Annotated in this window: 17 protein-coding genes and 1 pseudogene; 8 read left to right on the top strand and 10 right to left on the bottom strand. The window is 73.4% G+C overall.

Translation table 11 applies throughout. The features are described 5' to 3' along the window. Positions 1–12: 12 nt before the first annotated feature. Positions 13–1,476: an MFS transporter gene (locus ACFYNX_RS07335; RefSeq protein WP_388658610.1), complete on the bottom strand. Its 1,464-nt coding sequence runs from the start codon at positions 1,474–1,476 to the stop codon at positions 13–15. Positions 1,477–1,528: 52 nt separating this feature from the next. Here ACFYNX_RS07335 and dusB point away from each other — a divergent pair, with 52 nt between their 5' ends. The 3 genes from dusB (at position 1,529) to ACFYNX_RS07350 (ending at position 7,394) form a co-directional block, all read left to right on the top strand. Further along, positions 1,529–2,665, top strand: a complete 1,137-nt coding sequence (gene dusB / locus ACFYNX_RS07340; protein WP_388658613.1) for a tRNA dihydrouridine synthase DusB — start codon at positions 1,529–1,531, stop codon at positions 2,663–2,665. Between the two features lie 355 nt (positions 2,666–3,020). Next, the gene (gene ppdK / locus ACFYNX_RS07345; RefSeq protein ID WP_365538082.1) at positions 3,021–5,732 is read left to right on the top strand and encodes a pyruvate, phosphate dikinase; all 2,712 of its coding nucleotides are present in this window, start codon (positions 3,021–3,023) and stop codon (positions 5,730–5,732) included. Positions 5,733–6,368: 636 nt separating this feature from the next. Continuing rightward, positions 6,369–7,394 (top strand): helix-turn-helix domain-containing protein, encoded by a 1,026-nt coding sequence (locus ACFYNX_RS07350; protein WP_365538080.1) that lies wholly within the window; start codon positions 6,369–6,371, stop codon positions 7,392–7,394. On the opposite strand, the gene ACFYNX_RS07355 is transcribed toward ACFYNX_RS07350, so the two are convergent. Then, on the bottom strand, positions 7,364–8,518 hold the full coding sequence (locus ACFYNX_RS07355; RefSeq protein ID WP_388658616.1) for an alkaline phosphatase PhoX: 1,155 nt from the start codon (positions 8,516–8,518) through the stop codon (positions 7,364–7,366). The two genes, ACFYNX_RS07350 and ACFYNX_RS07355, sit on opposite strands and share 31 nt — an antisense overlap. Positions 8,519–8,834: 316 nt before the next feature. Between ACFYNX_RS07355 and ACFYNX_RS07360 the strand changes: the two genes are divergently transcribed. Further along, a complete protein-coding gene (locus tag ACFYNX_RS07360; protein WP_365538075.1) occupies positions 8,835–9,284 on the top strand; it encodes a group III truncated hemoglobin in 450 nt (149 codons plus the stop codon). Positions 9,285–9,412: 128 nt separating this feature from the next. Next, positions 9,413–9,826, top strand: coding sequence for a VOC family protein (locus ACFYNX_RS07365; RefSeq protein WP_125667975.1), 414 nt, complete (start codon positions 9,413–9,415; stop codon positions 9,824–9,826). An 11-nt stretch (positions 9,827–9,837) separates the two neighbouring features. On the opposite strand, the gene ACFYNX_RS07370 is transcribed toward ACFYNX_RS07365, so the two are convergent. The 5 genes and pseudogenes from ACFYNX_RS07370 to ACFYNX_RS07390 all read right to left on the bottom strand — a co-directional run bounded on the left by ACFYNX_RS07370 (position 9,838) and on the right by ACFYNX_RS07390 (position 15,516). Beyond that, the gene (locus tag ACFYNX_RS07370; RefSeq protein WP_365538072.1) at positions 9,838–10,605 is read right to left on the bottom strand and encodes an SDR family oxidoreductase; all 768 of its coding nucleotides are present in this window, start codon (positions 10,603–10,605) and stop codon (positions 9,838–9,840) included. A gap of 138 nt (positions 10,606–10,743) precedes the next feature. Beyond that, positions 10,744–11,328, bottom strand: a complete 585-nt coding sequence (locus ACFYNX_RS07375) for a TetR family transcriptional regulator (protein WP_365538070.1) — start codon at positions 11,326–11,328, stop codon at positions 10,744–10,746. An 84-nt stretch (positions 11,329–11,412) separates the two neighbouring features. Then, positions 11,413–11,736, bottom strand: a pseudogene (gene nirD / locus ACFYNX_RS07380) (nitrite reductase small subunit NirD); the annotation flags it as partial. Continuing rightward, positions 11,733–14,291 carry a nitrite reductase large subunit NirB gene (nirB, locus tag ACFYNX_RS07385; protein ID WP_388658621.1) on the bottom strand — a complete coding sequence of 853 codons (2,559 nt, stop codon included), beginning with the start codon at positions 14,289–14,291 and terminating at the stop codon, positions 11,733–11,735. The gene nirB and the pseudogene nirD, both read right to left, overlap by 4 nt. Before the next feature lies 1 nt (position 14,292). Next, entirely contained in the window at positions 14,293–15,516 is a 1,224-nt protein-coding gene (locus ACFYNX_RS07390) for an NAD(P)/FAD-dependent oxidoreductase (RefSeq protein ID WP_388658624.1), read from the bottom strand. 334 nt (positions 15,517–15,850) lie between these two features. On the opposite strand from ACFYNX_RS07390, the gene ACFYNX_RS07395 reads away from it, so the two are divergent. From ACFYNX_RS07395 to ACFYNX_RS07405, 3 genes are read left to right on the top strand one after another with little or no spacing between them, the layout of a single operon-like run. After that, positions 15,851–17,248, top strand: a complete 1,398-nt coding sequence (locus tag ACFYNX_RS07395) for a ferric reductase-like transmembrane domain-containing protein (protein WP_388658626.1) — start codon at positions 15,851–15,853, stop codon at positions 17,246–17,248. Then, entirely contained in the window at positions 17,241–17,459 is a 219-nt protein-coding gene (locus ACFYNX_RS07400) for a hypothetical protein (protein ID WP_365538057.1), read from the top strand. The genes ACFYNX_RS07395 and ACFYNX_RS07400 overlap by 8 nt, the downstream gene beginning before the upstream one ends. Before the next feature lie 37 nt (positions 17,460–17,496). After that, positions 17,497–18,282 (top strand): TSUP family transporter, encoded by a 786-nt coding sequence (locus ACFYNX_RS07405; RefSeq protein ID WP_388658629.1) that lies wholly within the window; start codon positions 17,497–17,499, stop codon positions 18,280–18,282. Between the two features lie 24 nt (positions 18,283–18,306). On the opposite strand, the gene ACFYNX_RS07410 is transcribed toward ACFYNX_RS07405, so the two are convergent. The 3 genes from ACFYNX_RS07410 to ACFYNX_RS07420 form a co-directional block, all read right to left on the bottom strand. Continuing rightward, positions 18,307–18,936, bottom strand: a complete 630-nt coding sequence (locus tag ACFYNX_RS07410; RefSeq protein WP_365538055.1) for a class F sortase — start codon at positions 18,934–18,936, stop codon at positions 18,307–18,309. A gap of 118 nt (positions 18,937–19,054) precedes the next feature. Further along, on the bottom strand, positions 19,055–19,585 hold the full coding sequence (locus ACFYNX_RS07415; RefSeq protein WP_125668252.1) for a hypothetical protein: 531 nt from the start codon (positions 19,583–19,585) through the stop codon (positions 19,055–19,057). Positions 19,586–19,824: 239 nt separating this feature from the next. After that, a complete protein-coding gene (locus ACFYNX_RS07420) occupies positions 19,825–20,640 on the bottom strand; it encodes an aminotransferase class IV (RefSeq protein WP_388658633.1) in 816 nt (271 codons plus the stop codon). Between the last annotated feature and the right edge of the window lie 40 nt (positions 20,641–20,680).

Below are 20,680 nucleotides of genomic sequence, written 5' to 3' on the forward strand. Positions count from 1 at the left end.
GGGGCGGGGGCCCTACGAAGCCCTCGTCTCCGTCCGGAGCCCCTCCGCCCCCTCGCCCGGCCCCAGGCGGCGGGCCGTCCGCTCCGCCGTGCGCCGGGCCCACGGCCCGCTGGTCAGCGCCCCGACCGCCAGGACGGCGAGGCCGCACCCCGTGATGATCCAGTAGGCCGGGCGGGCCGCCGCCACGAACGTCTCCGGGTCCGGCACCGAACCGGCCCCCGCCGCCAGGACCGCGCCGATCACCGCCACCCCCAGCGTCTGTCCCACCTGGCGGCTCGTCGAGGCCACCGCCGACGCCACCCCGGCCTGCGCGCGGGGCATCCCGGAGACGGCGGTGTTGGTGATCGGCGCGTTCACCAGGCCGAAGCCGATGCCGAAGACCACGTACCCCGCGAAGAGCAGCGGATCGCTCGTCTCCGCCTCGAAGGCCGCGAAGAGCAGCGGCCCGGCCGCCATCCCCGTCCCCGCGATCAGCAACGGCACGCGCGGTCCGCGCGCCCCCGTCAGGCGGCCCGAGAGCGGCGCGAAGACGAGCGTCATGCCGGCCATCGGCAGCATGTACAGGCCCGCGTGCAGGGCGGACAGGCCGCGCACGTCCTGGAGGTAGAGCGTGTTCAGGAAGAGGAACCCGCCGAGGGCCGCGAAGGCGCACACCGCGATCACGGTCGCCCCGCCGAACGGCGCGCTGCGGAAGAACCGCAGGTCGATCAGGGGATCGCGGCGCCTCGGCTCGTACCGGAGCAGTCCGGCGAGCGCCACGGCCGCGATCCCGGCGAAGAGCGGGTCGGACTCGATGATCGCGTACGTGAGGGAGGCGAGGAGCGCCGCCACCAAGAGCTGTCCGACGGGGTCGGGGCGCCGGGGCCGGGGCGCGCGGGACTCGGGGACGTACCGCAGGGTCAGGAGCAGGGCCGCGAGGGCGACCGGCAGGTTGACCCAGAAGATCGACCGCCAGCCCACCGACTCCACGAGCAGGCCGCCGACCAGCGGGCCCGCCGCCATGGAGACGCCGACGACCCCGCCCCAGACGCCGATGGCGCGCGCGCGGGCCGCCGGTTCCGTGAAGGTGTTGGTGATGATCGACATGGCGACCGGGTTCAGCATCGACCCGCCGACCGCCTGCACGGCCCGGAAGGCGACCAGGGCCTCCAGGCTCGGTGCGAGGGAGCAGAGCAGCGAGCCGAGCGCGAAGACGACGAGGCCGGTGACGAAGACCTTGCGGCGGCCGATCCGGTCGGCCGTCGAGCCCGCGAGCATCAGCAGGGAGGCGAGGACCAGGGTGTAGGCGTCGATCGTCCACTGCATGCCGGAGACGGAGGCGCCGAGGTCGCGCCGCATGGCGGGCAGGGCGACGTTGAGCGCGGTGTTGTCCAGGCTGACGATCAGCAGGCTCATGCAGCAGATCGCCAGGACGAGGAGCTGCCGCCGGTGGGGGAGCCGCTCCGGAACGGCCCGCCGGGATGTGAGGTCGGGCATGTTCGGATAGTACGACTAACTAATGACCGCCGTCGTGCGCGACAATGGGCGGATGACCGCGTTCACCCCCCTCGCCATCGGGCCGCACATCGTGCAGCCCCCGGTGGTGCTCGCCCCGATGGCCGGCATCACCAACGCTCCCTTCCGCACCCTCTGCCGCGAGTATTCCGGCGGCAAGGGGCTGTTCGTGAGCGAGATGATCACGACGCGCGCCCTGGTCGAGCGCAACGAGAAGACGATGCAGCTCATCCGGTTCGACGAGACGGAGAAGCCGCGCTCGATCCAGCTCTACGGGGTGGACCCGGTGACGGTCGGCAAGGCCGTGCGGATGATCGTCGACGAGGACCTGGCCGACCACATCGACCTGAACTTCGGCTGCCCGGTCCCCAAGGTGACCCGGAAGGGCGGCGGCTCGGCCCTGCCCTACAAGCGGCCGCTGCTGCGGGCGATCCTGCACGAGGCCGTGACCAACGCGGGCGACCTGCCGGTCACGATGAAGATGCGCAAGGGCATCGACGACGACCACATCACCTTCCTGGACGCGGGCCGGATCGCGGTCGAGGAGGGCGTCACGGCGATCGCCCTGCACGGGCGGACGGCGGCCCAGCACTACGGCGGCACGGCCGACTGGGACGCCATCGCGCGCCTCAAGGAGCACGTGCCGGAGATCCCGGTCCTCGGCAACGGCGACATCTGGTCGGCCGACGACGCCCTGCGGATGATGCGCGAGACCGGCTGTGACGGCGTGGTCGTCGGGCGCGGCTGCCTGGGCCGCCCGTGGCTCTTCGGGGACCTCGTGGCGGGCTTCGAGGGCACGGGGGCGTACGCGCAGCCGCCCCTGCGGGAGGTCGCGGACGCGATGGTGCGTCACGCCCGGCTGCTCGGCGAGTGGCTCGGGGACGAGGCACGCGGTGTCATCGACTTCCGCAAGCACGTCGCCTGGTACCTGAAGGGCTTCGCGGTCGGTTCGGAGATGCGCAAGAGGCTGGCGATCACCTCGTCCCTGGACGAGTTGCGCGCTCAGTTGAGCGAGCTCGACCTGGACCAGGCGTGGCCCGTCGGTGCGGACGGCCCCCGGGGCCGTACGTCCGGAAACAACCGAGTCGTCCTGCCGGACGGCTGGTTGAAGGACCCTTACGACTGCTCCGGCGTGAGCGAGGACGCGGAGCTGGACACGTCCGGCGGCTGAGATCCGGCCTTTCTCGGGGAGTGATCCTCGCCACCCTTGAGGGGGTGGGTGCTCACATGAGCATGTTACGAACGACTGCACCGCCTGAAGGGTGGCACCCGGTGCCACCCTTTTTGCGTTCAGGAGTTGAACGCAAAAGTCGCGATGATCGCTCACCTGAGCGACTTGACTCTGTTTTGAGTCATCGCGTCTTCGGGCCCTGAAAGCGGAAGCTACTGCTCAGTTACTTTCGAAGCGCTGGCGGACGGGTGGTTAAGACCATCTGACCGCTAGGCGTACCTCCCTAGAAGCCTTCGATCTGGGTATGTTCCTCGCCGTCAGGGCAGCCAACCGAGTCGTCGAGGAGTCGTGGCCCGTGTCGGAAAACAATGATCAGAAGTTCGTCTACGACTTCACCGAGGGCAACAGGGACCTGAAGGACCTGCTCGGTGGCAAGGGCGCGAACCTGGCCGAGATGACCAACCTCGGTCTGCCGGTTCCCCCCGGCTTCACGATCACCACCGAGGCGTGCAAGGTCTACCTGGAGAGCGGCTCGGAGCCGGTCGAGCTCCGCGACGAGGTCAGCGCGCACCTCGACGCCCTGGAGCAGAAGATGGGCAAGAAGCTCGGCCAGGCCGACGACCCGCTGCTCGTCTCCGTCCGCTCGGGCGCGAAGTTCTCCATGCCGGGCATGATGGACACCGTCCTCAACATCGGCCTCTCCGACGAGTCCGTCGTCGGCCTCGCGCGGCAGGCCGACAACGAGCGCTTCGCGTGGGACTCGTACCGCCGGCTCATCCAGATGTTCGGCAAGACCGTCCTCGACGTGGACGGCGAGCTCTTCGAGGACGCCCTCGACGAGGTCAAGGCCGCCAAGAAGGTCGCCAGCGACACCGACCTCGACGCCGCCGACCTCAAGAAGGTCGTCGAGCGGTTCAAGGAGATCGTGAAGGCGCAGACCGGCCGCGACTTCCCGCAGGACCCGCGCGAGCAGATGGACCTCGCCATCGAGGCCGTCTTCAACTCCTGGAACACGGACCGCGCCAAGCTCTACCGCCGCCAGGAGCGCATCCCGGGCGACCTCGGCACCGCCGTCAACGTCTGTTCGATGGTCTTCGGCAACCTCGGCCCCGACTCCGGCACCGGCGTCGCCTTCACCCGCGACCCCGCCTCCGGCCACCAGGGCGTCTACGGCGACTACCTCCAGAACGCGCAGGGCGAGGACGTCGTCGCCGGCATCCGCAACACGGTGCCGCTCGCCGACCTGGAGTCGATCGACAAGACGTCGTACGACCGGCTCATGCACATCATGGAGACCCTGGAGACCCACTACAAGGATCTCTGCGACATCGAGTTCACCATCGAGCGCGGCCAGCTCTGGATGCTCCAGACCCGCGTCGGCAAGCGCACCGCCGGTGCCGCCTTCCGCATCGCCACCCAGCTCGTGGACCAGGGCCTGATCGACGAGGCCGAGGCGCTCCAGCGCGTCAACGGCGCCCAGCTCGCCCAGCTCATGTTCCCCAAGTTCGACGAGAACGCGAAGGTCGAGCAGATCGGGCGCGGCATCGCCGCCTCCCCGGGCGCCGCCGTCGGCAAGGCCGTCTTCGACTCGTACACGGCCGTCAAGTGGTCCCGCTCCGGCGAGAAGGTCATCCTGATCCGCCGCGAGACCAACCCCGACGACCTGGACGGCATGATCGCCGCCGAGGGCATCCTCACCTCCCGCGGCGGCAAGACCTCGCACGCCGCCGTCGTCGCCCGCGGCATGGGCAAGACCTGCGTCTGCGGCGCCGAGGAGCTGGAGGTCGACACCAAGCGCCGCCGGATGACCACGGCCGGCGGCCAGGTCGTCGAGGAGGGCGACGTCGTCTCCATCGACGGCTCCACCGGCAAGGTCTACCTCGGCGAGGTACCCGTCGTACCCTCCCCGGTCGTCGAGTACTTCGAGGGCCGGATGCACGCCGGCGCCGACGACGCCGACGAGCTGGTCCAGGCCGTCCACCGGATCATGGCCTACGCCGACCGCGTCCGCCGCCTGCGGGTCCGCGCCAACGCCGACAACGCCGAGGACGCCTCGCGCGCCCGCCGCTTCGGCGCCCAGGGCATCGGCCTGTGCCGCACCGAGCACATGTTCCTCGGCGAGCGCCGCCAGTACGTCGAGCGCCTGATCCTCGCGGACACGGACGCCGAGCGCGAGGACGCCCTCAAGGCCCTCCTGCCGCTCCAGAAGCAGGACTTCGTCGAGCTCTTCGAGGCCATGGACGGGCTGCCCGTCACGGTCCGGCTGCTCGACCCGCCGCTGCACGAGTTCCTGCCCGACATCACCGAGCTGTCGGTCCGCGTCGCCCTCGCCGAGTCCCGCAAGGAGCCGCACGAGAACGACCTGCGCCTGCTCCAAGCCGTCCACCGGCTGCACGAGCAGAACCCGATGCTGGGCCTGCGCGGCGTCCGTCTCGGCCTGGTCATCCCCGGCCTGTTCACCATGCAGGTCCGGGCCATCGCGGAGGCCGCGGCCCAGCGGATCGACGCCAAGGGCGACCCGCGCGCCGAGATCATGATCCCGCTCGTCGGCACCGTCCAGGAGCTGGAGATCGTCCGCGAGGAGGCCGAGCAGGTCATCGAGGAGGTCCGGGCGCAGACCGGCGTCGACCTGAGGCTCGCGCTCGGCACCATGATCGAGCTGCCGCGCGCCGCCGTGACCGCCGGTCAGATCGCCGAGGCCGCCGAGTTCTTCTCCTTCGGCACCAACGACCTGACGCAGACGGTGTGGGGCTTCTCCCGCGACGACGTGGAGGCGAGCTTCTTCACGGCCTACCTGGAGAAGGGCATCTTCGGCGTCAGCCCCTTCGAGACCATCGACAAGGACGGCGTGGGCGCCCTGGTCCGCAGCGCCGTCGAGGCCGGCCGCGCCACCCGCCCCGACATCAAGCTCGGCGTCTGCGGCGAGCACGGCGGCGACCCGGAGTCGGTGCACTTCTTCCACGAGGTGGGCCTCGACTACGTCTCCTGCTCGCCCTTCCGGATCCCGGTGGCGCGCCTGGAGGCGGGCCGCGCGGCGGCCGAGTCGCGGGGCAGCGACAGCCGCTGAGGCGGTACGGACCCGCTGCCGACCCCCGGTTCAGGAACCGGCCCGCGCCCCTCCTGAACCCCGGTTCGGGAACGGGCCCGAGCCCCTCCTGAACCCCCGTTCAGCAGCGGGTTCACCGAACCCCCGGGGCCGCCGCCGGTCGACCTCACCACCCTCACCGGCGGGCGGCGGCTCCGGATTCACAGGGACGGGACGGACACCTTTGTGCGGAGGTGTCCGTCCCGTCGTGTTTCTCCCGGGGGCGCGGCCGCTCATTTCGCCCGGCCGTCGATCAGATGTGGATTCATGTTCAATTACGGCCGTTTGAATTATTGGCCATTGAACTTTTCCGTTTCCGCGCCGCAAAGAGCGGGGCGGGCGCGACCCCCGGATCCCCACCCGGAGGCCGCGCCCTTTACCGATGCCGGGCAGGTGAGCCGCAACCCTCGCCGACCGCCGCCGGACGGGCAAAGCCCCCCACGGTCTTCACCACGTCACCTCGGTCCAGAAGGTTTCCTGCCCGACCCGTACAGCTTTTCGGTTCCGCCCCGTTCGCCGCGATGCTTTTCAACTGTGGCTGAAACACCCTGGTAACGTGCAGTGATGCTGTGCATACTCGTCGTCGGGGGTGGTTGCGAGTGCACAGGTGGGGACCTCATGCTGCGGATTCATTTCACCGGAAACGACTTGGCGGGGGTGCGGACGGCGGCCCGGCCGGATGTTCTGTGGGAAACGATTCTGAGCTTTCACCGGTTAAGGGACCGGCGCGGCCCCGTCGTCTACGGAGAATGGCGGGCGGAAGCGCGGACGCGGCTCGGCGGTGAGACCCGGCTGCTCGCCGCCCTCGTCCCCAGCAGAGGCTATTTCCCCGACTTCCTGACGCCCGCCGAGGGCGTCAGCGGCCTCGACGAGGGCCTCCAGGCGATCCGCGCCACCGACCCGGGCCGGCTGCGCGGAGAGCTCTCGCTGCTCGCCGCGGACCGCTCCGGCGGACGGACCGTGCCCCACTCGCTGCGCGCCCTCGCCGACGGGGGAACGGAGCCCTTCGACCGGCTCGTGGGGGCGCTGCGCGGCTACCACCGGGCCGTCGTCGAGCCGTACTGGCCGCACATCCGGGCCCGCGTCGAGGCCGACCGGGCCCGCCGCGGCCGGGCCCTCCTGGACGGCGGCGCCGAGGAACTCCTCGCCTCGCTGCCGCCGATGCTGCGCTGGCGCGCGCCCGTCCTGGAGGCGGACTACCCGGTGGACCGGGACGTCCACCTCGACGGACGCGGGCTGCTGCTCCAGCCCTCGTACTTCTGCCGGGGGACCCCCGTCGTGCTGCGCGACCCCGCGCTGCCGCCGGTCCTCGTCTACCCCGTCACCCACGGCGAGGCGCCGACCGTCCGCGCGCCCGGCGGCTCCTCGCTCGCCAAGCTCGTCGGCCAGACCCGCTCGGCGGTGCTGCACGCCATCGGGGACGGCGGCACGACCAGCGAACTCGCGCGCCGCGCCGGGGTCTCCCTCGCCTCGGCCAGCCAGCACGCGGGCGTCCTGCGCGAGGCCGGGCTCATCGCGACCCTGCGCCACGGCAACGCGGTCCTGCACACCCTGACGCCGCTGGGCGCCGCACTCCTCGGCGGCGCCCAGCAGAAGAAGGTGGAGCTGCGCTGCTACGCGCGGAACGGGCCGGTCACCTCGTAGGTGATGCCGCCCGAGGAGCTGCCGCTCGTGCCCCGCTGGCTGGAGAAGTACAGCCGCCTGCCGTCGGGGGAGAAGGCCGGTCCGGTGATCTCCGAGCCGGACTGGCCGTTGATCCGCAGGAACGGGGCGACGACGTCGTCCGGGGTGATCACGCAGATCTCCATGTTCCCGCCGTCCTCGGCGACGTACAGGTCGCCGGAGGCGGTGCCGGTGACGTTGTCGACGCCGGTCAGCGGGGCGCCGCCGGAGACCAGCGAGTCGTCGTAGGCCAGCTCGTACGTGCCGGCGGCGAGGTTGACCTGCCAGACCCGGTTGTCGCCCTTGGTGGTGAACCAGACGGTGTCGTTCGCGTAGTAGCAGCCCTCGCCGCCGTTGAAGCGCTTGGCGCCGGAGACCTGGTCGCGGGTGACCGTCGGGGAGCCGTCCGGGTCCGGCACGTTCTGCCAGGTGAAGGTGCCGGAGGTGGCCGTGGACGCCTTGAGCACCTGGAGGGTGCCGGAGGAGAGGTTGCCCCAGGTGGTGGGCAGGAAGCGGTAGAAGCAGCCGTTCGTCTCGTCCTCGGTCAGGTAGATCGCCCTGCGGACCGGGTCGGCCGCCGCCGCCTCGTGCTTGAAGCGGCCCATCGCGTCCCGGCGGTGGGCGGTGCCGCCCCACGGGTTCGACTCGTAGACGTAGCCGAGGGACACCTCCTCGCAGGACAGCCAGGTGTTCCACGGGGTGGCGCCGCCCGCGCAGTTCTGCCGGGTCCCGGAGAGGATGCGGTACGCGCCGGTGATCGTGCCCGCGGAATCGAACCTCACCGCGCTCGCGCCGCCGCTCGGGTTGACCTCCGAGTTCGAGACGTAGATCCAGCCGGTGCCGTCGACGAAGCAGGCGCCGCCGTCGGGGGCGCTGTGCCAGGCGTACGAGGTGCCGGCGACCGTCTGGCCGGACCGGGCGATCACCCGGCTGGTGAACCCGGCCGGCAACTGGATGCCGTTCGCGTCCGCCGGGCCGAGGGCCCCGTAGGGGCCTGCGCCGGGCTGGGCCGGGGCCGCGAAGGCCGCCCCGTGCCACAGGCTGCCGCCGAAGGCGGCGGCCGAGGTACCGATGACCGCTCCGCGCAGGAAACCGCGTCGCTCCACGTCTCACTCCCGAGAAGGATGGTGAACCGCCCCGTCGCACCGGTCGGCGACGGGGTCGCGCGTCTCCGGAACCTAGGAGCGGGGAATTGACGGGGCGTCAACGAGCGGTGAAGGGAAGGCGGCGGGTGGGGGACGGGGGCGCGGGACGGAGGCCGTAGGAGGGCGGGATACGAGGCGGAGGCCGTAGGGGCACGGAGTGCGAGGCGGTGGCCGCAGGGGTACGGGTGCGGGGCGCGGCCCCGCGCGGACCCGGTTCCGCGTCGGACCGGGACCTTCGGCACTGGGGGAGCGGCCGGGCGCGGGGGACACTGGGGGCATGCGTGCCACCCGGGACATCAGCGACCGCGCCGACCTCGACGTGCTGCTGCGCCGCTTCTACACCGAGGCCTTCGCCGACCCGCTCATCGGGCCCTTCTTCACCGAGGTCGCCGGCACCGACCTGGAGGCCCACCTCCCGGGGATCACCGACTTCTGGGAGCGGGCCCTGTTCCGTACCGCCGCCTACGGGCGGGACGCCTTCGCCCCGCACGCCGCCCTCCACTCCGTCCGGCCGCTCACCGCCGCCCACTTCGGGCGCTGGGTCCAGCTCTGGCGCGCCTCCGTCGACGGCCTCCACGCGGGGCCGCGCGCCGAGCGGGCCAAGGCGCAGGGGGAGCGGATCGCCCTGGCCGTGCTGCGGCGGCTCGCCGGACCGGACGCGTCCACCGGGGGAGGGGACGGCGGGTTCGTCCCCCTCGCCGCCCTCCGGCTGCGCACCGTGGCCTGACTCCGGGGACCGGACCGCTCGAAAAACCTTCCGGAGCGGCGATGAGTTCCGGGCGGCGCCCCCGTCCTACCTCTCGAAAGCGCCGGAACGCACCGAGCGGGCCGGCCGACCGAGGGAGAGAGAACGCCATGGCCCCGCAGATGATCTTCGTGAACCTGCCCGTGAAGGACCTCGACGCCAGCAAGGCCTTCTTCGAGAAGCTCGGTTACTCCTTCAACCCGCAGTTCAGCGACGACACCGCCGCCTGTCTCGTCATCAGCGACACGATCTTCGCGATGCTGCTCACCGAGAAGAAGTTCCAGGAGTTCACCGCCCCGGGCAAGGAGATCTCCGACGCCACCAAGGCCACCGAGGTCCTCATCACGCTGAGCGCCGAGAGCCGCGAGAAGGCGGACGAGCTGGCCGACGCGGCCCTCGCCGCCGGTGCCACGCCGGCGAAGGAGCCCATGGACATGGGCTTCATGTACGGGCGCTCCTTCACCGACCTGGACGGCCACCACTGGGAGGTCTTCTGGATGGACCCGGCCGCCGCCCAGGGCTGAACCGCCGGGGCTCAGGCCGCCACCCCGCCGTCGATCACGAGGTCCGTGCCGACGGCGGAGCCGGCCGCGTCCGAGGCGAGGTAGAGGACCGCCGCCGCGACCTCGGCGGCGGACGAGATCCGGCCGAGCGGCGACTCGCCCTTCATCCGGACCTCCCGCTCGGCCTCGGTCTCGCCGGGCCGCAGCGACATCGTGGACTCCGAGGCGCCGGGGCTGACCGCGTTGATCCGGATCCCGTCGCCGACGTGGTCCAGGGCCGCGGCCCGGGTGAGCGCCGACACGGCCGCCTTGGAGACCTGGTAGCCGAAGAGACCGGGGACCCGGACGTGCGCGCCCAGGTTGGACGAGACGTTCACGATCGCCCCGCCGCCGTGCGCCCGCATGTGCGCCACCTCGGCCCGGAGGGCGTGCAGGACCCCCGTGACGTTGACGTCGAGCAGGGCCTTCCAGTCCTCCAGGGGGAGGTCGGCGGCGCTGTGGCCGCCGCCCCGGAAGATCCCCGCGTTGTTCACGGCGACGTCCAGGCCGCCGAAGAGTTCGACCGCGCGCCGGACCAGCTCCCGGGTGGAGCCGGCGTCGGCCACGTCGGCGGTGACCGCCGCGGCGGTGCCCCCGGCGGCCTCGACCAGGGCGACCGTCTCCTCCAGGGTCTCCGCCGTGCGCCCCGCGGCGACGACCTTCGCGCCCTCGGCGGCGAAGGCGAGCGCCACGGCCCGGCCGAGACCGGAACCGGCTCCGGTGACGAGGACGACGCGATCGGTGAAGCGTGCGGCGGACATGTGGTGTCTCCCTTTGGGCTTGGCCGTGCGGGTGTCTTGGTCGTGCAGGTGCCTTGGTCGTACATTCTTTCTTGACCGTACGTTCCGATATGAGGGCCGAAGAAAGGGCACCCGTGAGGGTGCCCGTCTCCGGTCCGTTCAGTCCAGCAGGGCCAGTGCCTGTTCCGCCGCGTCCCGCACCCTGGCCGGGTCGCTCGACGCCTTGCCGACCACCCGGACGCCCTGGAGCAGGACCAGGAACATCCGGGCCAGCGCGCGCGGATCGCGGTCGGCCGGGAGCTCGCCCCCGGCGCGGGCCCGGGTGAGCGCCGCGTGGAGCAGGGTCTCCACCTGCTCCCAGCTCAGCTCGACCCGGCGGGCCACCGCCGCGTCGCGCGGCCCCAGCTCCGCCGCCGAGTTGGTGACGAAGCAGCCGTTCAGGCGCCCCTCGTCCGCCGCCGCCTCGGCGGCGAACCGGCGGACGAGGGCCCGGACGCCCGGCAGGGCGGGGCCGGGCGCCGACAGCTCCTCGACGATCCGGGGGTCCTGGGTCTCCGCGTACCGGTCCAGCGCCTTCAGGTACAGCTCGTGCTTGCTGCCGAAGGTCGCGTAGATGCTGGCGCGGCCGATCCCGAGGTGCTCCACGAGCTCCGCCATCGTCGTCGCCTCGTAGCCGCGCGCCCAGAACAGTTCGAGGGCTGCCCGGAGCGCGGCGTCCGGATCGAATTCCTTGGTCCTGGCCACGGCAAGACCCTAGATTCATCTGGAACGATCGGTCAAGTTACCCGAGTTGCCCACCGCCTGCGGAAGCACTGGATCGAGCAGGGCCGCCCGCACCGGATACACCGCCACCGCGACCTCCTCGTCGTCCAGGCAGCGGCCCGTCTCCAGGTCGAAGCGCTGCTTCAGGAGCGGCGAGGCCACGAAGGGGCGTCCGCCCGCCGAGCCGATCAGGCCCCGGGAGAGCACCTGCGCCCCCGTGAACGGGTCGCGGTTGTCGATCGCGTACGTCCGGCCCGACCGGTCCCGGAAGACCGCCGCCTGCCGGCCGTCCGGCAGCAGTGCCGCCACGCCGCGCCCCGGGGTCAGCCGGGACTCCTCGCAGACCGTCATCCAGGAGCCGGGGGACGGGGACAGTTCGAGCGTCTTCATCGGGAGGCGATCCCTTCCAGGGTGAGGAACGTCAGGTCCGGCTTGATCTGGTCGCGCTCCGGCACGAACCGGACCGAGGGGTCCGGCGTCTCCGGGGCGTTCACGAAGGAGGCGAAGCGCCGCAGCCGCTCCGGGTCGTCCAGGGTCTGCGCCCACTCGTCCTGGTAGGCGTCGACGTGCGCCGCCATCAGCGCCTCCAGCTCGTCGCAGAGCCCGAGCGAGTCGTGCACCACCACGTCCTCGAGGTGGTCGAGTCCGCCCTCCAGGCGCTCCAGCCAGGTCGACGTCCGCTCCAGGCGGTCCGCCGTCCGGATGTAGAACATCAGGAACCGGTCGATCAGCCGGACCAGTTCGGCGTCCGACAGGTCCTGGGCGAGCAGGTCCGCGTGGCGCGGGGTCGCGCCGCCGTTCCCGCCGACGTACAGGTTCCAGCCGTTCGCCGTCGCGATGATCCCGAAGTCCTTCGACTGCGCCTCGGCGCACTCGCGGGCGCAGCCCGAGACCGCCGACTTCAGCTTGTGCGGCGAGCGCAGGCCCCGGTAGCGCAGTTCGAGCCGTATCGCCATCCGCACCGAGTCCTGCACGCCGTACCGGCACCAGGTCTGCCCGACGCAGGACTTCACCGTGCGCAGCGCCTTGCCGTACGCGTGTCCCGACTCGAAGCCCGCGTCCACGAGCCGCGTCCAGATCGACGGCAACTGGTCCACCCGCGCGCCGAACAGGTCGATCCGCTGGCCGCCCGTGATCTTCGTGTAGAGGCCGAAGTCCCGCGCCACCTCGCCGATCACGATCAGCTTCTCCGGCGTGATCTCGCCGCCGGGGATGCGCGGCACCACCGAATAGGAGCCGTTGCGCTGCATGTTGGCGAGGAAGTGGTCGTTGGTGTCCTGGAGGGAGGCCTGCTCGCCGTCCAGGATGTACCCGTTGTTGAGCGAGGCCAGGATCGAGCCCACGGTCGGCTTGCAGACCTCGCAGCCCTCGCCGCCCCGCGCCTCCGGCCGCCCGTGCGAGTCGAGCAGCGCGGCGAACGAGGTCACGCGCAGGGTGCGGGCGATCTCGTACAGCTCGCTCCTGCCGTACGGGAAGCAGCCGCAGAGGCCCTCGTCCGTGGCGGCCGGCAGCAGCTTCTCGATCACCTTCACGCAACTGCCGCAGCCGGTCCCCGCCTTGGTGCACTTCTTCACCTCGGCGAGCGAGGAGCACTGGCCGATCGCGTGCTTCGTGACGTTGTGGCAGGAGCAGATCACCGCGTCGTCCGGAAGCGCCGAGGGACCGAGCGCCACCGGCGCGCCCGCGCCCGCCGGGAGCACCAACTGCTCGGGGGAGACCGGCGGCACCGTCCCGGTCAGCGGCCGCAGCAGCCCGTACGCGTCGGCGTCGCCGACCAGGACGCCGCCGAGCAGCACGCCCTCGCCGTCCACCACCAGCTTCTTGTAGACGCCCGAGCGGGAGTCGGAGTACACGACGTCCAGGCAGCCCCCGGCCGTGCCGTGCGCGTCGCCGAACGAGGCCACGTCCACGCCGAGCAGCTTCAGCTTGGTCGACGTGTCGGCGCCCGTGAACCCGTCGCCCGCCTCCTCTTCCGCGAGGACCGCCGCCACCGTCTGCGCCATCTCGTAGCCCGGCGCCACCAGGCCGTAGACCCGCCCGTCGGCCGCGAGCGCGCACTCCCCGATCGCGAAGACCGCCGGGTCGGAGGTCCGGCACCGCTCGTCGACCGCGATGCCGCCGCGCTCGCCCACGGCGAGCCCGCAGTCCCGGGCGAGCTGGTCCCGGGGCCGCACGCCCGCCGAGAAGACGACCAGGTCGGTGGCCAGTTCGGAGCCGTCCGACAGCCTCATGCCCGTCACGGCGCCGTCCGCCGTCACGACCTCCTGCGTGCCCGTCCCCGTGTGGACGGTCAGGCCCATCCGCTCGATCGTGCGGAGCAGGGCCGCGCCGCCGCCCTCGTCCACCTGCACCGGCATCAGGCGCGGCGCGAACTCCACCACGTGCGTGTCCAGACCGAGGCCCTTGAGCGCGCCCGCCGCCTCCAGGCCGAGCAGACCGCCGCCGACCACCGTGCCGGTCGTCGCCGTCCCCGCGTACTCCTCGATCGCGAGCAGGTCCTCGATCGTGCGGTAGACGAAACAGCCCCGGGCGTCCTTGCCGGGCACCGGCGGGACGAAGGGGTACGAGCCGGTGGCCAGGACGAGCGCGTCGTACGCGAAGACCCGCCCCGAGCGGGCGGTGACCGTCCGGGCCTCCCGGTCCACCGACTCGGCCGCGTCGCCCACGTACAGCTCGATGCCGTGCTCCGCGATGAACCCCGCCGCGACCATCGACAGGTCCTCGGGGGTCTGCCCGGAGAAGTACGAGGTGAGCCGGACGCGGTCGTAGGCCGGGCGCGGCTCCTCGCAGAGGACCACGATCCGGGCCCGCCGGGTCACGCCCCGGTCGGCGAGCGCCTCCAGGAACCGCTGGCCGACCATTCCGTGGCCGACCAGGACGATCGTCGGGGTGTGCGCGGCCGTACCGGCGCTCGTGCGGGCACGTGTGTCAGCGTCAGCGCTCATGTCAGGAGCCTCCGTCGTGGGTGAGCAGGTGGAGCAGGGGGGCCTCGGGGAGGGCCTCGTCGCCCTCCCAGGCCCGGGCGAGCGCGCCGACCGCGGCCAGGTCGCCGAGGAGGACGCCCCCGACGAGCCGGTCGCCCCGGACGACGACCTTGCGGTACGCGCCGCGGGTGGGGTCGGCGAGCTGGACGGTGTCGTCGCCCGGCCGCGCGGTGGTCTCGCCGAACGCCGCCAGGTCGAGCGGGCGCGGGCCGGCGAGGGTGAGCCGGGTGAGGGCCCGGGTGCCGGTGTAGGCCGCCGGGGCGGCGGGCGCGGGCGCGTCGGAGGCCCCGGCGCCGGTCTCCCCCGCCAGCACCTCCACCAGCGCGTCCGCCTGTTCGAGCGCCGGGCCCGCGAGCCCGTAGACCCGGCCCCCGTGCTCCGCGCAGTCGCCCACCGCGTGGATCAGCGGGTCGGAGGTCCGCAGCTCGTCGTCGACCAGGATCCCGGTGGCGACGTCGAGCCCCGCCTCCCGGGCCAGGGCCACCCGGGGCCGCACCCCGCAGGCCAGGACCACGACGTGGGCGTCGAGCGCGAAGCCGTCGGCGAGTTCGACCGCCGTGACCGCCCCGTCCCGCTGCCGCAGCCCGGCGACCCGGCACTCGGTGTGCACCTCGACCCCGAGGGACTCGACGTGCTCCCGGAGCAGCGCCGACGCGTGGGCGTCGAGCTGGCGCTCCATCAGGCGCTCGCCCTGCTGGGCCAGGACCACGTCCGCGCCGAGCGCCGCGAGCGCCCGGGCCGCCGACACCCCGAGGAGCCCGCCGCCGACGACCACGGCCCGCACCCCGGGCCGTACCGCCGCGCGCAGCACCAGGCAGTCGTCGAGCGTGCGGAAGGGGTGGACGCCCGACGGGAGCGCCGCCCCGCGCAGTCCGCGCAGCGGCGGCAGCACCGGATTGGCGCCCGTCGCCAGGACCAGCCGGTCGTAGCCGACGCGCGAGCCGTCCGCGCACTCCACCGTCCGCGCCGCCCGGTTGATCCGCACCGCCCGCGTCCCGAGCCGGACCGGCCCCCGGGTCCCGGGCAGGGCGATCACCTCGGGGGCGTACCGCCCGGCGAGGACGTCGGCGAGCAGCACCCTGTTGTACGGTGCGTGCGGCTCCTCGCCGAGGAGGGTGACCGGCAGGCGCCGGGCGAGCCGGGCGCCCGCCGTCCCGCCCCCGACCACCACGATCCGTGTACTCATGACCGGAAGCGTGCGGGGCCGGTGTTACCCGGCGGCATCCCGGCTGTTTCCCGTACGGAACGCTGATCTCCGCCCGCGGGCCCGGCCGCTGTGAGGGGGCGCGGGACCGCGCGCTGTGCGGGGCTGGGGGACCGCTTGCCGGGCGGGGCCGCGGGACTGCTTGCCGGGCGGGGCCACGGCTCCGGTCGCCGCGAGGTCCCGGCCGCTGTGAGGGCCTGCCCGACCGGTCCCGGGGTTAACCCGTGGTCAGCCTCGCCTCAAGGCCGCCTTAAGGATCGGGCGGACGCGGCTGAGCTGCGGATTCCCGTATACGGGCGCCCCTAGGGTGCCGGATGTGACCACCGAGGCCAGCCACCCCCTCTACGTACCCCTCGCGCCCTCCGCCGCGCCCCGCCGTCCCCCGGCCGCCCCGGCCGTCCCCGCCCTCCGGCTCGCCCCCGAGCGGCTGCGGACCGGGATCGTCGCCGGCGCCGGGGCCGTCGGTCTCCTCTGGGGCCTCCAGGCCCGGCCCTCCGCCCGGCTCGACGTCCTCTTCGCGTCCGGCGCCCACCTCGCCGGCCTCCTCGGCGGGTACGGCGTCCTCGTCCTGCTGCTGCTCATGGCCCGGGTCCCGGCCGTCGAGCACGGCGTCGGCGCCGACCGGCTCGCCCGCTGGCACGCCCTCGGCGGCCGGTACGTCCTCGGCCTGATCGCCGCCCACGCCCTCCTCGCCCTCTGCGGCCACGCCGCGCACACCCGCGCCGACCTGGTCGCCGCCGGCGGGGACCTCCTCTCGTACGGGGCGATCGCCGCCGCGACCGCCGGCACCGCCCTGTTCGCCGCCGTCGGGATCACCTCCGCCCGTTCCGTACGGGGCGGGCTCCGGCACGAGACCTGGCGGGCCGTCCACCTGGGCGCCCTGCTCGCCGCCGCGCTCGGCTTCGTCCACCAGCTCGCCGGCCCCGACGTCGCGGGCGGCCCGGTCATCCGCTGGCTCTGGTCCCTGGCGCACGCCGTCGTCGCCGTCCTCCTCGTCTGGTACCGGCTCGTCGTCCCCGCCCGTGCCGCCCTCCGCCACGACCTGCGGGTCGCCGAGGTCCGCGACGAGGGCCCCGGGGTCGTCTCGGTCCTGATCCGGGGCAGGGGAGTGGACCACCTGCGCGCCGAACCGGGCCAGTTCTTCCGCTGGCGCTTCCTGCGGCGCGGCCTCTGGGCCACCGCCCTGCCCTTCTCGCTCTCCGCGCCCGTCCGCGACGACACCCTGCGGATCACCGTCAAGGCGCTCGGCGACCACACCCGCCGCGTCCGGCGGCTGCGCCCCGGCACCCGCGTCCTCGCCTCCGGGCCCTTCGGGGCGCTCACCGCCCACCGCCGCACCCGCCGCAAGGTCCTGCTGCTCGCGGGCGGGGTCGGCATCACCCCGCTGCGGGCCCTCTTCGAGACCCTGCCCGGCGGGCCCGGCGACGTGACCCTCCTCTACCGGGCCTCGGACGCCTCCGCCGTCGTCCTGCGCGAGGAGCTGGAGGCCATCGCCCGCGAGCGGCGGGCCGCCCTCCACTTCCTCCTCGGGCCCTCCGACGGCTCCTTCGACCCCCTGGCCCCGCGCGCCCTGCGCAACCTCGTGCCCGACCTCGCCGCCCACGACGTCTACCTGTGCGGCCCGCCCGCGATGGCCCGGGCCGCGACCGCCTCCCTGCGCCGGGCCGGGGTCCCGGCCGCCCGCATCCACAGCGAGGACTTCGCCCATGCCTAGACACGGAACCTCCGGCCTCCCGGTGCAGCGGACCCGGCGCCGCGTCCCCGACGTCCGGCGGGCCCGCCGCCGCCTCGCCGCCGGACTCCTCGGCGCCGGGGCGCTCGTCGCGACCCTGCTCACCGCCGTCGTCACCCCGGCCGCCCCACCGCCGCCCGACCGGGGCCCCGGCACGGCAAGCTCAGACGTAGCTCAACTCTCCCGAGATTGATGGACGGGCCAACGATCGCGTCCCTAGGCTCACGGCCATGCCCGAGATATCGCTCACCGTCCTCGTCCTGCTCTGCCTCGCCGCGCTCCTGGCGGGCTGGATCGACGCGGTGGTGGGCGGCGGCGGACTGCTCCTGCTGCCCGCCCTGCTGCTCGGGCTCCCGCACGTCCCGCACCCCTACGTCCTCGGCACCAACAAGGCGGTCGCGATCGTCGGCACCACCGGGGCCGCCGTCACCTACGTCCGCAGGGCGCCCGTCCAGGTCTGGACGGCGGTACGGGTCGGACTCGCGGCCCTCGCCGGCTCCACGGCCGGGGCGCTCTTCGTGTCGGCGATCAGCCGGGACGTCATCCGCCCCCTGCTGATGGCGGTGCTCGTCGCGGTGGCGCTCTTCGTGATGCTGCGCCCCTCCTTCGGCGCGCGGCCCGAGGGGGAGGAGCGGGCGAAGCTCACCCGGGCCCGGCTCGTCACCGCGATCGTCCTCGTCGGCGGCGGGATCGGCTTCTACGACGGCCTGTTCGGGCCGGGCACCGGCACCTTCCTGGTCCTCGCCCTGACCGCCGTCCTCCACCTCGACCTGGTGACCGCCTCCGCCACCGCCAAGATCGTCAACGTCTGCACCAACGCGGGCGCCCTCGTGACCTTCGCCCTCCAGGGCAGCGTCTACTGGCAGCTCGCCGCCGTCATGGCCGCCTTCAACCTGGTGGGCGGGACGGTCGGCGCGCGGATGGCGCTGAGCAGGGGCACCGGGTTCGTGCGCGGGGTGCTGCTCGTGGTCGTCTTCTCGCTGGTCGCGAAGCTCGCCTTCGACCAGTGGGCGTGAGGCGGAGGGCAGTGGACGTGGCCGTCAGGAGGTGGGCTCCCTGACCCCGATGAGGTGCCCGAAGGCGACCACGTTCCCCTGGTAGCCGTTCTTCTTCGAGAAGCCGCCGCCGCAGGTGATGACCCGGATCTCGGCCCGGCCCGCCTCGTCGTACACCTTGTCGTCCGGGAAGGCGTCGTTCTCGTACACCTCGACCGCGTCGACCGTGAACACGGCGGTGCGCCCGTCCTCCCGGTCCACCTCGATCCGGTGGCCCTTCTTCAGCGCGCCGAGGGTGTAGAAGACGGCGGGCCCGTCCGCGTTGTCGACGTGGCCCGCGACGATCGCGGTGCCCTTGGCGCCGGGCGCGGTCCCGCCCCCGTACCAGCCCGCCAGGTTCCGGTCCTTCGCCGGCGGCACGTCGAGCGAGCCGTCCGCCGCCAGGCCCAGCCGTGTCATCGGGGCGTCCACGTCGGTCTCGGGAATGCGCAGCCGTACGGGCGCCGAGGGCGGCAGCGGGTCGGCGGCGGCGTCGGTGTGGACGCTCGGCCCGGCGGCGAAGGCCTGGGCGGCGGACGGCACGGGCGGGGTGACGGTCTCCGCGCCGTTCTGGACGAGCCAGATGCCCACGCAGGCGGCCACCGCCACGCCCCAGCCCTTGCTCCTGTTGCTCACCTGCGATCCCTTCGTCTGCTGAGGGGCGTTGCCCGGGTGTACCCGGGTGTGTCCGGATGTGGTCCTGCCCCCGCCGGGCCCGTGGGGGCGTGCGGCGGGGGCAGGAACGGGCGGTGTCTCAGTGCCCCCGCGCGCCGCTCGCCCGGCGGCGCAGGAGCCAGGCACCGCCGACGGCGGCCGCGGCCAGCACCGCCGCGCCCGCCGCGACCTGGGTGGTGTCGGGGCCGACGCTGCCCCCGACGCCCGTCTGGACGTGACCGCTGGGGCGCCGGTGCGTGACGGTCAGGTCGCCCCGGGCCGTCTTGCCGTTGTCGCAGGCCACGCTGATGCCGTACGTACCGGCCCGGGCGTGCTCGGGCACGGTGAACTGCCCGACCACGATCTCCTTGTGCGTGCTCGGCTTCAGGTGGAAGTCGCCCGCGCCGAGCGCGTTCGCGTCGCCGACGCCGCGCCCGTTCTTGCCGCAGGCGAGGGTGTTGACGGTGACCGTGGTGCCGGGGGCCGCGGACGACGGGTAGACCTCTAGGGTCTCGTGCCGCCCCTCGGTCTCGTTCCACTCCTCGCCGGCGTGCGCCGCCGGGGCGGCGAACGCCCCGAGCGCGGCGACCGTCAGCGCGGTACCGGTGAACAGACGGGCAGTGGTGCGCATGGGGTCCTCCGGAGCGCGCGTACGGTCATGCCGGGACGGTCCTCCCGGGAGGGACGTCCCGGAGCCGGACCTTCTGTGACCGAGATAAAGTCCGCCGCGCGCCCGCCGCCTCCTGAGGGGGCGTCAGGATGAGGCCATTCGATACGGCGTGCCGCCTGGATCGCGGGCGTTTCCGCAGGTCGGAGCCATTCTCGACACGCCGGGTCGTGATCCGCGCCGAACGGGTGACCGAGGCCTCCTCAGGGGTGGACCTCCTCCGGCGGCACGCTCCCGTACGCCGCGTGCACCCGCCCCATCAGCTCCCCGTCCACCGCGAACGCCGTCCCGTCGATCGCCGTCACGGGCGCGATCGTCCGCGAGTTCGTCACGAAGGCGGCCCGGTAGCGGGGCAGGTCGGACAGGAGGACCGGCCGACGGACCGAGCCCAGGAGCGGTTCCAGGAGGGCCATGGTGACGCCGTGCAGGCAGGGCGCCGACGGCCAGACCAGCGAAGTCCCGTCCCAGAAGGCGACGTTGGTGACGGCTCCCTCGGCGACCTCGCCCGACGGGGAGGTCAGCAGGGCCTCGTCGTACCCCGCGCGCCGGGCCGCCTCGCCGTGGTACCGCTGCCCGAAGCCGCCCAGGTGCTTGAGGTGCGCGGCCGGACGCTCGTACGCCACGCTCGTCAGGCGCTGCGGGGCGCCGGGCCCGCCCGGGGCCGGGGCGCGGACGGTCACGACCGTGCGGGCCCCCTCGTACACGTACACCCTGACCGAGGCGTCCCGCCGTCCGGCGGCCTCCAGGGCACCCGCGACCAGGCCCCTGACCCGTCCGCCGTCCAGGCCCCGGCCGAAGAGCTCGCGGGTCGAGCGGTCGAGCCGTTCCAGGTGGAGCCCGAGCCCCTTCACGCGCCCGTCCCGCACCTGCATCGCCGTGAAGTGGCCGTAACCGCTCGTCAGGGCGCCGAGCAGCTCCGGATCGGCCGCCGGGACGCCGTCGGCCTCGACGTGGACGCGGTCGTCGGCGGGGGAGGCGGGAGAGGGTGTCGTGTCCTCGCCACGGGGAGGGGTCGTCATGCCCCCACCGTAGGCCGCGCCCCCGCCTCCTCCCCGTCCG

The sequence above is a fragment of the Streptomyces sp. NPDC007872 genome (assembly GCF_042868165.1).
Taxonomy (GTDB): Bacteria; Actinomycetota; Actinomycetes; order Streptomycetales; family Streptomycetaceae; genus Streptomyces.

Excerpts from the sequence above, each read along its gene's own strand:
- ACFYNX_RS07335 (WP_388658610.1), bottom strand. The coding sequence starts at position 1,476 with ATGCCCGACCTCACATCCCGGCGGGCCGTTCCGGAGCGGCTCCCCCAC.
- dusB (WP_388658613.1), top strand. The coding sequence starts at position 1,529 with ATGACCGCGTTCACCCCCCTCGCCATCGGGCCGCACATCGTGCAGCCC.
- ACFYNX_RS07350 (WP_365538080.1), top strand. The coding sequence starts at position 6,369 with ATGCTGCGGATTCATTTCACCGGAAACGACTTGGCGGGGGTGCGGACG.
- ACFYNX_RS07360 (WP_365538075.1), top strand. The coding sequence starts at position 8,835 with ATGCGTGCCACCCGGGACATCAGCGACCGCGCCGACCTCGACGTGCTG.
- ACFYNX_RS07365 (WP_125667975.1), top strand. The coding sequence starts at position 9,413 with ATGGCCCCGCAGATGATCTTCGTGAACCTGCCCGTGAAGGACCTCGAC.
- ACFYNX_RS07370 (WP_365538072.1), bottom strand. The coding sequence starts at position 10,605 with ATGTCCGCCGCACGCTTCACCGATCGCGTCGTCCTCGTCACCGGAGCC.
- nirB (WP_388658621.1), bottom strand. The coding sequence starts at position 14,291 with ATGAGCGCTGACGCTGACACACGTGCCCGCACGAGCGCCGGTACGGCC.
- ACFYNX_RS07390 (WP_388658624.1), bottom strand. The coding sequence starts at position 15,516 with ATGAGTACACGGATCGTGGTGGTCGGGGGCGGGACGGCGGGCGCCCGG.
- ACFYNX_RS07400 (WP_365538057.1), top strand. The coding sequence starts at position 17,241 with ATGCCTAGACACGGAACCTCCGGCCTCCCGGTGCAGCGGACCCGGCGC.
- ACFYNX_RS07405 (WP_388658629.1), top strand. The coding sequence starts at position 17,497 with ATGCCCGAGATATCGCTCACCGTCCTCGTCCTGCTCTGCCTCGCCGCG.
- ACFYNX_RS07415 (WP_125668252.1), bottom strand. The coding sequence starts at position 19,585 with ATGCGCACCACTGCCCGTCTGTTCACCGGTACCGCGCTGACGGTCGCC.
- ACFYNX_RS07420 (WP_388658633.1), bottom strand. The coding sequence starts at position 20,640 with ATGACGACCCCTCCCCGTGGCGAGGACACGACACCCTCTCCCGCCTCC.